We start from the raw sequence: 14,428 nt of genomic DNA, 5'->3' as shown, positions 1-14,428 counted from the left end.
ATCACCGCGCCGTGAACTTGATGCCGACCGCGGTGACTACCACGTTGACCACGAACAACACCATGAACGAGAAGACTACGGTCTGGTTCACCGCGTCACCGACACTCTTCGGACCACCCTTGACGTTGAGGCCCAGGTAGCACGCCACCAGTCCGGCCGCGAGGCCGAACAGCGCGGCCTTGACCTCGGAGATGATCACCTCGGGCAGTTTTGTCAGCAGCGTAATGCCGTTGACGAACGCGCCCGGGTTGACATCCTGGAGGAAGACCGAGAAGAAGAAGCCGCCGAGGATTCCGATCGTCGAGACGAGGCCGTTGAGCAGCATCGCCACGAACATGGAGGCGAGCACCCGCGGCACCACCAGGCGCTGGACCGGATCGATGCCCAACACCCGCATGGCGTCGATTTCCTCGCGGATGGTGCGTGCGCCGAGGTCGGCGCAGATGGCCGTCGCGCCCGCACCGGCCACAATGAGCACGGTAACCATCGGCCCGACCTGGGTGATGGTTCCGAAGGCCGCACCCGCGCCGGAGAGGTCGGCGGCGCCGATCTCCCGCAGCAGGATATTGAGCGTGAAGCTCACCAGCACTGTGAATGGAATCGCCACCAGCAACGTGGGGACGATGGAGACCCTGGCGATAAACCAGGCTTGGTCGACGAATTCGCGTCGCTGGAATGGTGGCCGCACCATGGCGCGGGCAACATCACCGGCGAGTTCGAAGAACCCTCCGACCGCCCGCAACGGTACGGCGAGGACATCATTCATTCCCGCGATTCCTCCTGCCCCTGCCTTGCTATAGCTACCGAGATCTGAATGTGATCCCGGTCCCGTTCGAAGATTAGAACACGTTCCTGTATGCCCAGGGAAGGCTTTGACTGTTTTGAACAGGGCTTATTTCTGAACTCGCGTCCAGTTCAAAGAACATGTTCACCCCGGGGATTCTGTCACGAGCATGACCACTTTGTGAGCCGTCACACACCGCCGAACCCCATTCCTACCAATAGTTGATCGCTTGATCAACCGGGCAGTCCCGGGCGTAACCTTCGCTATGGCAGTATCAGCCGAGATCCATCAGCGAAGCGGCCGAAAATGTAGCGCCAGAAGGACGTTCGGCGAAATACCCACCCAGCGTCTCGGCCAGCGCATCCAGGGTCCATTCGCCCTCGGCATCGAAGCGCTGCTCGACCACCGGAGCGGCCATCAGCGCGACCATCGGGCCGTATACGACAAAGAGTTGCCCATTGACCTTTTCCGCCGCTGGAGCGGCCAGATAGGCCACCAGGCGGGCGACGTGATCGGGCGAGAGCGGATCAGGACCCTCCGTCGGCGCCGCGGAGAATACGGCCTCGGTCATGGACGTCCGGGCGCGCGGGGCAATGGCATTGGCACGCACACCGAAATTGGCCAACGCTCGCGATGCCGACAGCGTCAGCGCGGTGATACCCGCTTTGGCGGCGCCGTAATTGGCCTGCCCGGCCGGGCCGAGGAGACCGGCCTCGGAAGAGGTATTGATGATGCGGCCGTAAACCGGCGCACCCGCCTCCTTGGACTTGGCCCGCCAGTACGCGCCCGCATTACGGGTCAAAAGGAAGTGTCCGCGCAGGTGCACCGCGACGACGGCGTCGAAATCCTCGTCGGACATATTGAACAGCATCTTGTCGCGGGTGATCCCGGCATTGTTGACAACGATGTCCACCCCGCCGAACGCCTCGTCGGCGGTGGCGATCAGCGCGTCGGCGGTGGACCGCTCCGCGATGCTGCCCGCGACGAACTCGGCCTTCGCACCCAGCGCCCGAATATCGGCGAGCGTGGCGGCGACCGCATCGTTTTCGGCAAGATCGTTGATCACCACCGAGGCGCCGGCGCCGGCAAGTGCCAGAGCTTCCGCCCGGCCCAGCCCGGCACCGCCGCCGGTAACGATCGCAACCCGGCCGGCAAGACTCACATCAGAATCACTCACCGGGCCGACTTTAGAACGTGTTCCACCTTCTGAGCAAGGCTACTTTCAGACAAGTTTGAGCGCTGCCTTGGGACACTGCGCCACGGCCGTACGGACATCGTCCTCATCCTCGGCGGCCACCTCGGGGGCAGTGATGTGCAGGATGTCCTCATCATCGAGATCGAACACGTCGGGGGCGATTCCGACACAGATGCCGTTCGCTTCGCACTGGTCGAGATCAACAGTGACCTTCATAGCCAACTCCTTTGCCACAGGCTTCGCCAGAGCCTAACAAGATGACCGATGCAGGCATAGCCGAAAAGGCCGGAAACCAGCCCAGTACTGGAACATGTTCCAGTTGATGTGCAATCATCGGCTCAATACCTCGGTTCGCATCTCAGGGCCGCGAACCCGCCGCCGGAGTGGTGCGGCAGAAAGGACACAGCACTATGCGCATCGCGTATACGCCCGAGCAGGAACAGCTGCGCGCCGAGCTGCGTGAGTACTTCGCCCGGCTGATCACTCCGGAGCGACGCGAGGCACTGTCCGCGCAGACCGGTGAATACGGCGAGGGCAATGTCTATCGCGAGGTCGTCGCCGAGATGGGCCGCGACGGCTGGCTCGCGCTGGGCTGGCCCAAGGAGTACGGCGGCCAGGACCGCTCCACCATGGATCAGTTGATCTTCACCGACGAGGCCGCCATCGCCGGCGCCCCGGTGCCGTTCCTGACCATCAACTCGGTCGCGCCGACCATCATGCATTACGGCACCGAGGAGCAGAAGAAGTTCTTCCTGCCCAAGATCGCCGCGGGTGAACTGCACTTCGCCATCGGCTACTCCGAGCCGGGCGCGGGTACCGACCTGGCCTCACTGCGCACCAGCGCCGTGCGCGACGGCGACGACTGGATCGTCAACGGTCAGAAGATGTGGACCAGCCTCATCGCCTACGCCGACTATGTCTGGCTGGCCGTCCGTACCGATCCGGCCGCCAAGAAGCACAAGGGCATCTCGATGTTCATCATGCCGACCACGGCCGAGGGCTTCTCGTGGACGCCGGTGCACACCATGGCCGGACCGGATACCAGCGCCACCTACTACCAGGATGTGCGGATTCCGCACACCGATATGGTCGGCCCGGAAAACGGCGGCTGGTCCCTCGTAACCAATCAGCTCAATCACGAACGAGTGGCGCTGACCTCCTCCGCGCCGCTGGCCCTGGCAGTGCGACAGACCACCGAGTGGGCTCGGGAAAACAAGAACAGCAATGGTTCTCGGGTCATCGACGAGCCGTGGGTGCAGATGAACCTCGCGCGCGTGCACGCCAAGGTGGAGTACCTGAAGCTGTTGAACTGGGAGATCGCCTCGCGCGCCGACGCCGGTGGGGAAGCCACACCACGCCAGTGGGACGCCTCCACCTGCAAGGTGTACGGCACCGAACTGGCCACCGAGGCGTACCGCCTGCTCATGGAAGTGCTCGGCCCGCAGGCCTATCTGCGCCAGGACTCCCCCGGCGCGCAGCTGCGCGGTCGCCTGGAGCGTATGCACCGCGCCTGCCTGATCCTCACCTTCGGTGGCGGCACCAATGAGGTGCAGCGCGACATTATCGCCATGACCGCCCTGAAGCAGCCTCCGGCCACGCGCTGAGCTGTGTCCAACAGCGACGTTCACGGTGCCCTACGTGGTTACGCAAGCTGCCTCCTCCGGGCCCTGCGCGAACGTCGACGAGAAGCTAGGTAACCACTATGGATTTCACCCTTACCGAAGCGCAGCAGGATCTGGCCCGTCTCACCGCCGAGGTGACCGGCAAGCTGGTGACCGCCGATCGGCTGCGCGCACTGGACAAGAACACCGATGCCGCGGGCGATACCACGGTGCGATTCGACGAATCGCTGTGGAAGTCGCTCGCCGAGACCGGTGTACTGGCTGCGACACTGCCGGAAACGGTGGGCGGCAGCGGTTTCGGTGCACTGGAGCAGTCGAGCATTCTGCGTGAGCTCGGCAAGTCCGTGGCCGCCGTGCCGTACCTGTGGTCGATCGTGCTCGGCGCGAACGCGCTGGCCCGGTTCGGTTCCGACACCCAGCGCGAACTCGCCGCCCAGGCCGCCACCGGCGAATCGATTCTGACCGTGGCCTTGAGCGAAGAGCGCAACTGGGAGCCCGCCGAACCGGTCACCACCGCCGACGAGAACGGCGCCTGGCGGCTGTCCGGCATCAAGATCGCCGTCCCCTATGCCCGGCAGGCGTCGCGAATCCTGGTGCCCGCCACCGTCTCCGGTGTAGCGGCGGTCTTCCTGGTCGACCCCGCTGAACCCACAGTGCACATCGCGGACCAGCTGGTCACCGACCGCTCCCCCGAGGCCGAAGTCGAATTGGCCGGTGCCCCCGCCGAATTGGTCGGCACCCTGGACCAGGGCCCCGAAATCCTCACCTGGCTGCTCGAACACGCCTGGTTCGGCCTGGCCGCCCAGCAGCTCGGCACCGTGGAGCGCGGCCTGGAACTGGTGGCCGACTACGCCCGCGAACGCGAACAGTTCAATCGCAAGATCGGCAGCTTCCAAGCCGTGGCCCAGCGCCTCGCCGACGCCTACATCGACGTCCAGGGCGTCCGCCTGGCGGTTCAGCAGGCCGCCTGGCTGCTATCGGAAAACCTGCCCGCCGCGGCCGAAATCCACACCGCCAAATTCTGGGCGGCCGACGCGGGCCACCGCATCGCCCACACCGTCGTCCACGTACACGGCGGCGTGGGAATCGACCGCGATCACATCGTCAACCAGTACTTCACCGCCGCCAAGCACAATGAATTCGCGCTCGGCGGCGCGAGCGATCATCTGCGCGCCCTCGGTGGTCTGCTCGCCGACGCGCACTGAGATGGGCCCTCTGAACGGTAGGCCCTCTGAGCGGCCTGACCGCCCCGTCATTCCGGCATGCTTTTGGCCGGAATCCACAACTCCGATCAGAAGTGGATCCCGGCCAAAGACACACCGGGATGACGGGGGGCAGCACTGCGAGGCCCGTGGTGCAGAACACTTCCGGTGGGACCGATGAGTTTTCGGTGTCCGGTTCGTCCTTACGTTCAACACGTAACGAACGCTGAGAGGAATGAGCCACCATGGCCAGCAAGATGATCTTCATCAACCTTCCCGTCTCCGATCTGGAGCGGTCCAAGAGCTTCTATGAGGCGCTGGGGTGGAAGGTGAATCCGGATTTCACCGATGGCAATGCCGCCTGCATCGTGGTGGATGACAACATCTGCCTGATGCTGCTGACGAAGGACTTCTTCACCACCTTCAGCAAGCGCTCGATCGCCGACACCGTCGGTACGGTCTCGGCCGCCTACGCGCTCTCGCTCGCCAACCGCGAAGAGGTGGATGCCCTGGTCGAGAACGCACTGCGCGCCGGCGGCACCGAGGAAGCCGATGACAGTCGCCGAGTGGAGGAGGCCGGGGCCGGAATGTACGGCCGCACCTTCATCGATCCGGATGGCCACCAGTGGGAGCCGTTCTGGATGAACTACCCGGGCTGATCTACCACAAGCGAAGGGCCCGCCGAGGTTATCGGCGGGCCCTTCGTATGTGCGGAGTAGCAACCGAGTCAGACTCCAGCGGTCACCTCCGCTCGGCGCGCGGACTTGCGGAAGGTGGCCAGGGCGAGCCCGGCCGCGCCGAGGGCGATTACCGCGGCGGCGATGAACGCGGCCGAGAAACCGTCGGTCAGCGCTGCCCGGTCGCCCAGCTCTTCCGCTCCGGCGGCCGCGGCGATGGCGGTGGCTACGGCCAGCCCCAGGGCGGAGCCGATCTGGTAGCCGGTGTTCACAATGCCGGAGGCCAGCCCGCCCTCTTCCGGTGCGGCGGCCGAAATCGCCGTCTGCAGGGTGGGAATGAAGGCAAGTGACATACCCAGTGCCGCCACCAGGGAGCCGGGTAGGACATCGATCCAGAAATTGCCCTCGGGACGAACGAACGACAGCCAGCCCAATCCGGCCGCCAGAATGAGCAGACCGGTGACGGTCATGGTGCGAGCTCCGAAGCGGGCGAACAGTTTCGGCGACAGCGCGATCATGCCGATCATAATGAGTGCGGTCATGGGCAGTAGCGCCGCACCGGATGGGAAGGCGGAATAGCCGAGAACCTGCTGTAGGTACAGGTTGAGGAAGAACCACATCGGCACCCAGGCCGCGCCGAGTAGGACCTGCGCCAGGTTGGCGGCACCGAGATCCGGGGCCCGGAAGATGGCCAGCGGCATGAGCGGGTCCTTACGCCGCGCCTGAGTGACGACGAAGGCCGCCAGCAGCGCCGCGGCCGCGGCGAGAACGACCCAGGTGGAAACCGCGGCCCACTCGGCCCGCACGACCGCGAATACCGCCGCACCCAATCCGAGGGTCGCCATCAGCGCACCCAGCACATCCACCGAACCGTGCGGTGCCATCGCACCGTCGGGCAGCAGGGCGGGCGCGGCAATCAGCGCCACCAGCGCGAGCGGGATATTGATATAGAAAACCCAAGGCCACGAGGCATATTCGGTTATGAGCCCACCAAGGAACACACCCGCGGTGCCGCCCGCCGGAGCCGCCGCACCGTAGACCGCGAAGGCCTTGGTCAGCTCCTTCGGATTACTGCCGAACACCATGACGAGCAGCGTCAGCGCGGAGGGCGCAATGAGCGCGGCACCGACACCCTGCACCCCGCGTCCGATGAGTTCGACAACCGCGTTCGAGGCCAGCCCGGCCGCGAGGGATCCGATACCGAGAATGGCCCAACCGGCCTGGAAGACGCGGCGCGCGCCGAGGATGTCGGAGAGCTTGCCGCCGAGCAGCAGCAACCCGCCGAACACCACGACGTAGGCATTGAAGACCCACGACAGATTCTCCTGTGAGAACCCCAGGGACTCCTGCATTTTCGGCAGTGCTACGCCGATGATCGAGGTGTCCATGATCACCATGAACTGGGCTAGGGCAATCAGCCCCAACGCGACCCAACGCCGTGAGGCTGGCGGGGCCGAGGTCCGTTCCGACATTGGAATTCACTCCCTGACAGTTGGCGGAACGCCACTGGAGCGTTCCGGGAAAGTTCCGATGCGATATGTATACCCCTGGGGGGTATTAGTCGCCTAGGACTCTTCCCGGTGATCCATCTCATACCCCATAGGGGTATCTACATCGGTCACGGCACGGCAGGATCCACAGGTTTGGCCGCGAAATACAAACGGCCCGCCGGGAATACATCCCAACGGGCCGTTTACGCATGTCGCCGCGCCGCGCCGGACCACCCCGGCGCATCCACCGTGCGCGTCGACCAGGTCTGGTTACTGCTCGCGCCACTCCGGGGCGAGCCCGAACAGCGGGAACAATTTCTCCGTATCGAGGAAGAAGTTGAGGCCGGAGACCTTGCCGTCATCGAGTTCCAGCACGGTGATCGACCACGGAATCCACACGCCCGGTTCACCACTGGGCTTGTAGTGCCCGAAAGCGGGCAGACCGTTCGCACCCTCCAGGGGCACCAGGCGCGAGTCGCGGCAGGCCTGGCCGGTACCGAGCATGAACGTCGCCACATTCTCCGGGCCGGAGACCCAGAGCGAGAACGGCGGCATCGCCAGCGCCACATCCGCTTTCAGGAGGGTGGTCAGCGCGTCCATATTGTAGGACTCGAAGGCCTTCACGAAATCGTCGACGAGTTTGCGCTGCTGCTCATCGGTTTCGTCGAAGGTCTTGGTTGTCTCCGGCTGCACCTTCGACATGGTGGCGCGGGCGCGCTGCAGGGCGCTGTTCACCGAAGCCGGAGACATGACGAGCATATCGGCGGTCTCATTGGCGGAGAAGCGCAGCACCTCGCGCATGATCAGAATGGCGCGCTGGGTGGCGGGCAAATGCTGAACGGCCGCAACGAAAGCCAGGCGCAGCGTGTCCTTGGTGGAGGCATGTTCGGCCGGATCGGCACCGAAGGCGAGCGCGTTCGGAATCGGTTCCACCCAGACGTAATCGGGCTCCGGCATGGGCAGCGGCGACTCGGGCGTAGACGGACCGTTCAGGTCCATCGGCCGGGCGCGGCGCTGCGGACCGTCCAACATGTCCAGACAGACATTGGTGGTGATCTTGTAGAGCCAGGAGCGCACGCTCGACCGGCCCTCGAACGAGTCATAGGACTTCCACGCCCGCGTGAAGGCCTCCTGCACGGCGTCCTCGGCCTCGAATGAGGATCCGAGCATGCGGTAGGCGTAGGCACACAGCTCGCGGCGATGCCCCTCGAATGATTTCAACACCTCATCCAAGGAGGCGGTGGTTCTGCCGGACTGTTCGCTCATAAATGCCACTCTCGCACACCCCACCGACAACTTGGGCAAATCGAAACAGCTTCATTTCCATAGCTTGTCGCTATGGCGATCTCCGCTGGACCAGCGCATAATCCCAGATGGAAACGACTCCGGGGCCGGTCGCGACACTCGTCGCGACCGGCCCCGGAGACTGTACGACTACTTGCTCACGGGAGCGGGCGCATCCTCGTCGGCGGGACGCTCTTCCGTCTGCGCCTTGGCCCAGGTGTAGTCGGGCTTACCCGCCGGATTGCGCTTGATCTGGTCCACGTACCAGAGCGCGCGCGGAAGCTTGTAGGAGGAGATCTCCTTGGTCAGCACCGGCTTCAACTCCTCCAGGGAGGGACGGCTCTCGCCGCGACACTGCACCACCGCCACCACCCGCTGGCCCCAACGCTCGTCCGGCACACCGACAACCAGCGCGTCGAAGATGTCCGGGTGGCACTTGAGCGCACCCTCGACCTCTTCGGGGTAGATCTTCTCGCCACCGGAGTTGATGCTCACCGAACCGCGGCCGAGCATGGTAACGGTGCCGTCCTCCTCCACCCGCGCATAATCGCCGGGGATGGAGTAGCGGACGCCGTGGATCTCCTTGAAGGTGGCCTTGGTCTTGGCCTCGTCCTTGTAGTAGCCGAGCGGAATGTGCCCGCTGCGCGCCAGGAAGCCGGTCTTGCCGGAGCCGGGTTCGACCGGGTGGCCGTCCTCGCCGAGCACCTTCGTGGACCCGTCGATCTTCACCCGCGGTCCGCCGGTGTGCGTCTGCCCCTTGGTGACCATGGACAGACCGCCGAAGCCGGTCTCCGAGGAGCCGATGGAGTCGGTGATCATCCGGTTGGGCAGCTCGTCGAGCAGCACATCCTTCAGCGTCGGCGAGAACAGCGCCGCACTGCTGGCGATCATGTACAGGCTCGAGAGGTCGTACTTCTCACCGGTTTCCGACTTGCCCTCGAGCAGTGCGTCGACCATCGGCCGCGCCATGGCGTCACCGGTGATGAAGATCAGGTTGACCTTGTGCTTGTCGATCGCCTGCCACAATCCGTGCCCGCTGAACTCCGGCAGCATGAGGGTCTTGCCGCCGCTGAACAGCGCCATGAAGGTGGCCCACTGGGAACCGCCGTGGATCATCGGCGCGACCGGGTAGCGCACCATCTGCGGGTTGGCCGCGCCGACCTTGGCGTGCTCCCACTCGTCGGTGACGGGTTCGCCGGTGAGGAAGTTGATACCGCCGCCGAGTACGCGCCAGACATCCTCCTGCCGCCACATGACGCCCTTGGGCATACCGGTGGTGCCACCGGTGTAGAGCATGTAGAGGTCATCGGGAGAACGCTCACCGAAGTCGCGTTCGGCCGAGGAAGCGGCCAGCGCCGTCTCGTATTCGACCGCGCCCTCGGGGGTCGGCAGATCGGTGCCGTCGTCGATGACGACAACCGACTTCAGCTGCGGCAGATTCGGCCACACATTGGCGACCTTGTCGCTGTAGCGGCGCTCGACAACCAGCGCGACCATATCCGAGTTGTCGAAGATGTATTGCAACTCGTTCTCGACGTATCGGTAGTTCACGTTGATCATGACCGCGCGGGCCTTGAACACCGCCACCATGGCCTCCACGGCCGCAATGGTGTTACGTGAGTAGATGCCCACCTTGTCGCCCGGCTGGACACCCTGTTCCTGCAGGTAGTGGGCGAGCTGATTAGCCCGCGCCTCCAACTGCGCATAGGTGACCGAGCGGGTGTCGTCGACCAGAGCGACGTTGTCCGGCATGAGGTCGATGGCGTGCTCTACGAGGTCCGCTATGTTGTGGCTCACATGATGAAAATAGAACGTGTTCTCATGTGAAGCAACCCACGATTTTCTACCCACACCCCGATTTTTTGTGGCCCCCGCCACACACTACGGTGCGGGCGGCCCCGAGGGAACATGGTGACTACGGCGAATCTCGCCGAACCGCACGACAATTCGCGCCTCCGACTACCGTGTGCACATGGATTACTTGGCCATTTTGCGCGAGAAACTCACCGCTTTCGGTGAGCTCGTCACGGCGGAGGTCGACCTCTCGGCACCGGTTCCGCACTGTGGCGAATGGACGTTCTACGACCTGGTCGACCACGTCGGGCAGGGCAATCTCTGGGTGGTGACGGCGGTCGCCGAGCTGCGCGGGAATCACCAGGGTGACCCGGCGCCGAAGGATCCGGCCGAACTGCGGGCCTGGTACGACGGCACCGCGGACGCGCTCGTCACCTCGCTGTCGGCCGATCCGGAAACGGAGGCTTGGACTTTCACCCGGTCAGCTCCGCGCACTATCGGATTCTGGCGGCGGCGTCGCGCCCAGGAGACCCTGATGCACCTATGGGACGGCCAGGAGGCGCTGGGCACCCCCGAACCGCTCGATGCGGCCATGGCGGCGGACGGCGTCGCGGAGGTCTTCGAGCTGTTCGCCGAGCGCATGATCAAACGCGGTCTCGCGACCGAACCGGAGGCCGCGATGACGGTGCGCGCCACCGACACCGGCCAGAGCTGGACCTACGGCCCGGGCGAGCCGGTCGCGGAGCTGGCGGGCCCGGTCTCGGATCTGCTGTTGCTGCTGTGGCAGCGCAAGGCGAGTTCCGATCCGAAGTTCGGCTGGCAGGGCGACCGCGCCGCGGGTGAACGGGTACTCGCCGGACCGCTGACACCCTGAGGCCGTCCGCCGGACAGCGACCGCGTTCGAAGCAACCCCGCCATTCCGGCGAAAGCGGCACCGATTGCGGCGAGAGTGGCCCCGCTATTCCGGCGAAAGCAACTCCGTCCATCCAGTGAAAGCGGCCCGTTATTCCGGCAGAAGTTGCCCCGTCATTCCGGCACGCTTTTGGCCGGAATCCACTACTGGGCAGAGGTGAATCCCGGCCAAAAGCACGCCGGGATGACGAGGGACGCGGCACCCCGGGCGACGAACGACGCGGTGCGCCGCGGTAGCGGGCGGGGGCGCAACGAGTACGCCACCGAATTCAGAACGTGTTCTACGACTGAACGAGCGGTGCCAGACGGGCCAATTGCGCGGTATCGCGCACCCCCACCAGCAGCATGGTGACGCCCGCGTTCTCCCACACCTTCAGCTGTTCGCGCACATGCGCCTCATCGCCGATGATCGTGGTGTCCAGGATCAGCTCATCCGGCACCGCGGCCGCCGCCTCCTCCTTGCGCCCGGCGCGGAAGAGTTGGGTGATCTCGTCGACCTGATCGCCGTAGCCCATCCGCCGGTAGACCTGGGCGTGGAAATTCAGTTCCTCCGCACCCATTCCGCCGATGTAGAGCGCCATGATCGGGCGCAGCCGGTCGAGTTCGGTCTTGGGATCATCGGTGAGGATGACCTGCGCGGTGGCGGCGATTTCGAAGTCCGCCCGCGAACGCCGGGCACCCGCGCGTGCGAAGCCCTCGTCGAGCCATTCGTTGTACATGCCCGCCAGTCGCGGCGTGTAGTAGATGGCCAGCCAGCCGTCGGCGATCTCGGCGGTGAGGGAGATGTTCTTCGGCCCCTCGGCCCCCAGCCAGATCGGCAGATCCGACCGCAGCGGATGGGTGATCGACTTGAGCGGCTTACCCAGGCCGGTCGCGCCGGGGCCGTTGAAGGGCAGCGGGAAATTCGGCCCGTCATTGGTGACCTTGCCCTCGCGAGCCAGCACCTGTCGAATAATCGACACATACTCCCGAGTCCGCTGCAAAGGCTTGGCAAACGGCTGCCCGTACCAGCCCTCCACCACCTGCGGGCCCGAGACGCCGAGCCCGAGGATGTGCCGCCCACCGCTGAGGTGGTCGAGCGTCAGCGCGGCCATGGCGGTCGCCGTGGGAGTGCGCGCCGACAGCTGAACGACCGACGTACCGAGTCGCACTCGGCTGGTACCGGCCCCCCACCAGGCCAGCGGCGTGAACGCGTCCGACCCCCAGGACTCCGCCGTGAACACCGCATCGAACCCGACCTCCTCGGCCGCGACGACCAATTCCCGGGCATTCGTGGGCGGCTGTGCACCCCAATAACCGAGTTGCAACCCGAACCGCATGATCGACTCCCTTCCCAACTGGACTCTTGCGACCAGAATAAGAACCTGTTCTACTCGACTTCGTGACTCTGGGGAACACCGAAGTACTCGCCGCCCCGCTGCGGATGAAATTCGATTACACCCGCTCCGTCGGTCCGACCATCGGACGCTTCCTCTCCGGACTGCGTTCCGGACGGATCGTCGGTGTGCGTGGTTCCGACGGACGCGTGATCGTGCCGCCCGCGGAATTCGATCCGAAAACAGCCGACGCGCTGACCGATTTCGTCGATGTCGCCGATGTGGGCACCGTCCAATCGTGGAGCTGGGTGGCCGAACCGCTACCGGGTCAGCCCTTCGAGCGGCCGTTCGCCTGGGCACTCATCAAGCTCGACGGTGCCGATACCGCCCTGCTGCACGCCGTCGACGTGGCCACACCCGACGAGATCAGCACCGGTATGCGGGTGCGGGCGCACTGGGCGGCCGAACGCTCCGGCAGCATTCACGACATCGCCTACTTCGAGCCCGGCGAGTTCTCGATCGCCGCCACCCCGAACGAGGAGGCCGAGCCGGTCACCGGCATCGTCACCCCGATCGACCTGAGCTTCAAGCACACCGCCGCACCGCAGGAGACCGCCTTCCTGAAGGCCATTGTCGAGGGCCGACTGCTGGGTGCGCGCGCCCCATCCGACGGCAAGGTGTACTTCCCGCCGCGTGGCGCGGACCCGCGCGACGGCAAGCCGACCGACGACTACGTCGACCTGGCCGATACCGGCATTGTCACCACCTACTGCATTGTGAATGTGCCGTTCCAGGGTCAGCGCATCAAGCCGCCCTATGTCGCCGCCTACATCCTGCTGGACGGCGCGGACATCCCGTTCCTGCACCTGGTGCTGGGCCTCGATGCCGATGACGTGCGCATGGGCCTGCGCGTGAAGGCCGTGTGGAAGCCGCGGGAGGAGTGGGATTACGGGCTGGACAATATCTCGCACTTCGAGCCCACCGGCGAACCCGACGCCGAGTACGACTCCTTCGCGCACCACCTCTAGATAAGGCGCTGAAATGACTAAAGCATCGCGTAGCGATTCCATGGGGGGTGGCGGCCGGGTGACGGGCGGGCGCGACAACGCAACTGATATCGCGGTGGTGGGGTTCGCCCACGCGCCGCATGTGCCGGAGACCTTCGGCACCACCAATGGCGTGGAAATGCTGCACCCGCTGTTCCAGCAGCTCTACGCCGATCTCGACATCAAGACCGCCGATATCGACTTCTGGTGCTCCGGCTCCTCGGATTACCTTGCCGGGCGCGCCTTCTCGTTCATCTCGGCCATCGACGCCATCGGCGCGGTACCGCCGATCAATGAATCGCACGTGGAGATGGACGCGGCCTGGGCGCTGTACGAGGCGTGGGTGAAACTCCGCTCCGGACAGGCGAAGACGGCACTGGTGTACGGCTTCGGCAAGGCGTCGGCCGGTACGCTGCGGCAAATTCTGACGCTGCAGACCGACCCGTACACGGTCGCGCCGCTGTGGCCGGACGCGGTGTCGATCGCCGGTCTCGCGGCCCGTGCCGGAATCGATGCCGGACGCTGGACCGAACGGGATATGGCCGAGGTCGCCGCCCGCAATGGCACCGATGTCGAAAGCCTGCTCGCCGCACCATATGTGGCCGATCCATTCCGCGCCCACGACATCGCGCCGATTACCGATGGTGCCGCCGCCATCGTGCTGGCCGTCGGCGACCGCGCTCGCGAACTGTGTGAGCGTCCGGCCTGGCTGACCGGTATGGCGCACCGCATCGATACCCCGATGCTGGGCGCGCGCGATCTCACCGGATCGGAGTCGACCGCCGCTGCGGCCCGTGCCGTAACCGGCGGGGACGCAAGCGGATTCGATGTGGCCGAACTGCACGCGCAGTACAGCCACGAGGAGCTGATCCTGAAGCAGGCCATCGGCCTCGGCGACAGCACCCGCATCAATCCCTCCGGCGGAGCCCTGTCCGGCAATCCGATGTTCGCCGCCGGACTCGAGCGCATCGGCTTCGCCGCCCGCGAAATCATCAATGGCACCGCCGACCGCGCGCTGGCACATGCCACGAGTGGCCCTGCGCTGCAACAGAACCTGGTCGCCACATTGGAGGCCCGGTGAAGAACAATTGCGCAGCGTTCACCGG

The 14,428-nt window shown here is 65.2% G+C and carries 13 protein-coding genes; 6 read left to right on the top strand and 7 right to left on the bottom strand.

Annotated elements, in window-relative coordinates; all coding sequences use genetic code 11:
- Position 1 precedes the first annotated feature (1 nt).
- The 3 genes from NU1_RS04130 to NU1_RS04120 form a co-directional block, all read right to left on the bottom strand.
- Complete coding sequence (locus NU1_RS04130; RefSeq protein WP_067517560.1) at positions 2–766, bottom strand: MlaE family ABC transporter permease; 765 nt, start codon at positions 764–766, stop codon at positions 2–4.
- 292 nt (positions 767–1,058) lie between these two features.
- Positions 1,059–1,961 (bottom strand): 3-oxoacyl-ACP reductase, encoded by a 903-nt coding sequence (locus tag NU1_RS04125; RefSeq protein ID WP_067517559.1) that lies wholly within the window; start codon positions 1,959–1,961, stop codon positions 1,059–1,061.
- 45 nt (positions 1,962–2,006) lie between these two features.
- Positions 2,007–2,195: a ferredoxin gene (locus NU1_RS04120; protein ID WP_067517580.1), complete on the bottom strand. Its 189-nt coding sequence runs from the start codon at positions 2,193–2,195 to the stop codon at positions 2,007–2,009.
- Between the two features lie 194 nt (positions 2,196–2,389).
- Here NU1_RS04120 and NU1_RS04115 point away from each other — a divergent pair, with 194 nt between their 5' ends.
- The 3 genes from NU1_RS04115 to NU1_RS04105 all read left to right on the top strand — a co-directional run bounded on the left by NU1_RS04115 (position 2,390) and on the right by NU1_RS04105 (position 5,462).
- On the top strand, positions 2,390–3,583 hold the full coding sequence (locus tag NU1_RS04115; RefSeq protein WP_067517578.1) for an acyl-CoA dehydrogenase family protein: 1,194 nt from the start codon (positions 2,390–2,392) through the stop codon (positions 3,581–3,583).
- 98 nt (positions 3,584–3,681) lie between these two features.
- A complete protein-coding gene (locus NU1_RS04110; RefSeq protein ID WP_067517558.1) occupies positions 3,682–4,806 on the top strand; it encodes an acyl-CoA dehydrogenase family protein in 1,125 nt (374 codons plus the stop codon).
- A 242-nt stretch (positions 4,807–5,048) separates the two neighbouring features.
- Positions 5,049–5,462 (top strand): VOC family protein, encoded by a 414-nt coding sequence (locus NU1_RS04105; RefSeq protein ID WP_067517557.1) that lies wholly within the window; start codon positions 5,049–5,051, stop codon positions 5,460–5,462.
- Between the two features lie 68 nt (positions 5,463–5,530).
- On the opposite strand, the gene NU1_RS04100 is transcribed toward NU1_RS04105, so the two are convergent.
- The 3 genes from NU1_RS04100 to NU1_RS04090 all read right to left on the bottom strand — a co-directional run bounded on the left by NU1_RS04100 (position 5,531) and on the right by NU1_RS04090 (position 10,051).
- Positions 5,531–6,952, bottom strand: a complete 1,422-nt coding sequence (locus tag NU1_RS04100) for an MFS transporter (RefSeq protein ID WP_067517555.1) — start codon at positions 6,950–6,952, stop codon at positions 5,531–5,533.
- Positions 6,953–7,240: 288 nt separating this feature from the next.
- Positions 7,241–8,236 (bottom strand): sigma-70 family RNA polymerase sigma factor, encoded by a 996-nt coding sequence (locus NU1_RS04095; RefSeq protein WP_067517577.1) that lies wholly within the window; start codon positions 8,234–8,236, stop codon positions 7,241–7,243.
- A 168-nt stretch (positions 8,237–8,404) separates the two neighbouring features.
- Positions 8,405–10,051 carry an acyl-CoA synthetase gene (locus NU1_RS04090; protein WP_067517554.1) on the bottom strand — a complete coding sequence of 549 codons (1,647 nt, stop codon included), beginning with the start codon at positions 10,049–10,051 and terminating at the stop codon, positions 8,405–8,407.
- A 175-nt stretch (positions 10,052–10,226) separates the two neighbouring features.
- Between NU1_RS04090 and NU1_RS04085 the strand changes: the two genes are divergently transcribed.
- Complete coding sequence (locus NU1_RS04085; protein ID WP_067517553.1) at positions 10,227–10,922, top strand: maleylpyruvate isomerase family mycothiol-dependent enzyme; 696 nt, start codon at positions 10,227–10,229, stop codon at positions 10,920–10,922.
- Between the two features lie 319 nt (positions 10,923–11,241).
- Here the strand turns inward: NU1_RS04085 and NU1_RS04080 are convergent, their stop codons facing one another.
- A complete protein-coding gene (locus NU1_RS04080; protein WP_067517551.1) occupies positions 11,242–12,279 on the bottom strand; it encodes an LLM class F420-dependent oxidoreductase in 1,038 nt (345 codons plus the stop codon).
- A gap of 62 nt (positions 12,280–12,341) precedes the next feature.
- On the opposite strand from NU1_RS04080, the gene NU1_RS04075 reads away from it, so the two are divergent.
- Positions 12,342–13,304, top strand: a complete 963-nt coding sequence (locus NU1_RS04075; RefSeq protein WP_067517550.1) for a Zn-ribbon domain-containing OB-fold protein — start codon at positions 12,342–12,344, stop codon at positions 13,302–13,304.
- Positions 13,305–13,344: 40 nt separating this feature from the next.
- The gene (locus NU1_RS04070) at positions 13,345–14,403 is read left to right on the top strand and encodes a thiolase family protein (protein WP_067517548.1); all 1,059 of its coding nucleotides are present in this window, start codon (positions 13,345–13,347) and stop codon (positions 14,401–14,403) included.
- The last annotated feature ends 25 nt before the right edge of the window (positions 14,404–14,428 follow it).

The sequence above is a fragment of the Nocardia uniformis NBRC 13702 genome (assembly GCF_001613345.1).
Classification (GTDB): domain Bacteria; phylum Actinomycetota; class Actinomycetes; order Mycobacteriales; family Mycobacteriaceae; genus Nocardia; species Nocardia uniformis.
This window is presented reverse-complemented; position numbering and strand designations above follow the sequence as displayed.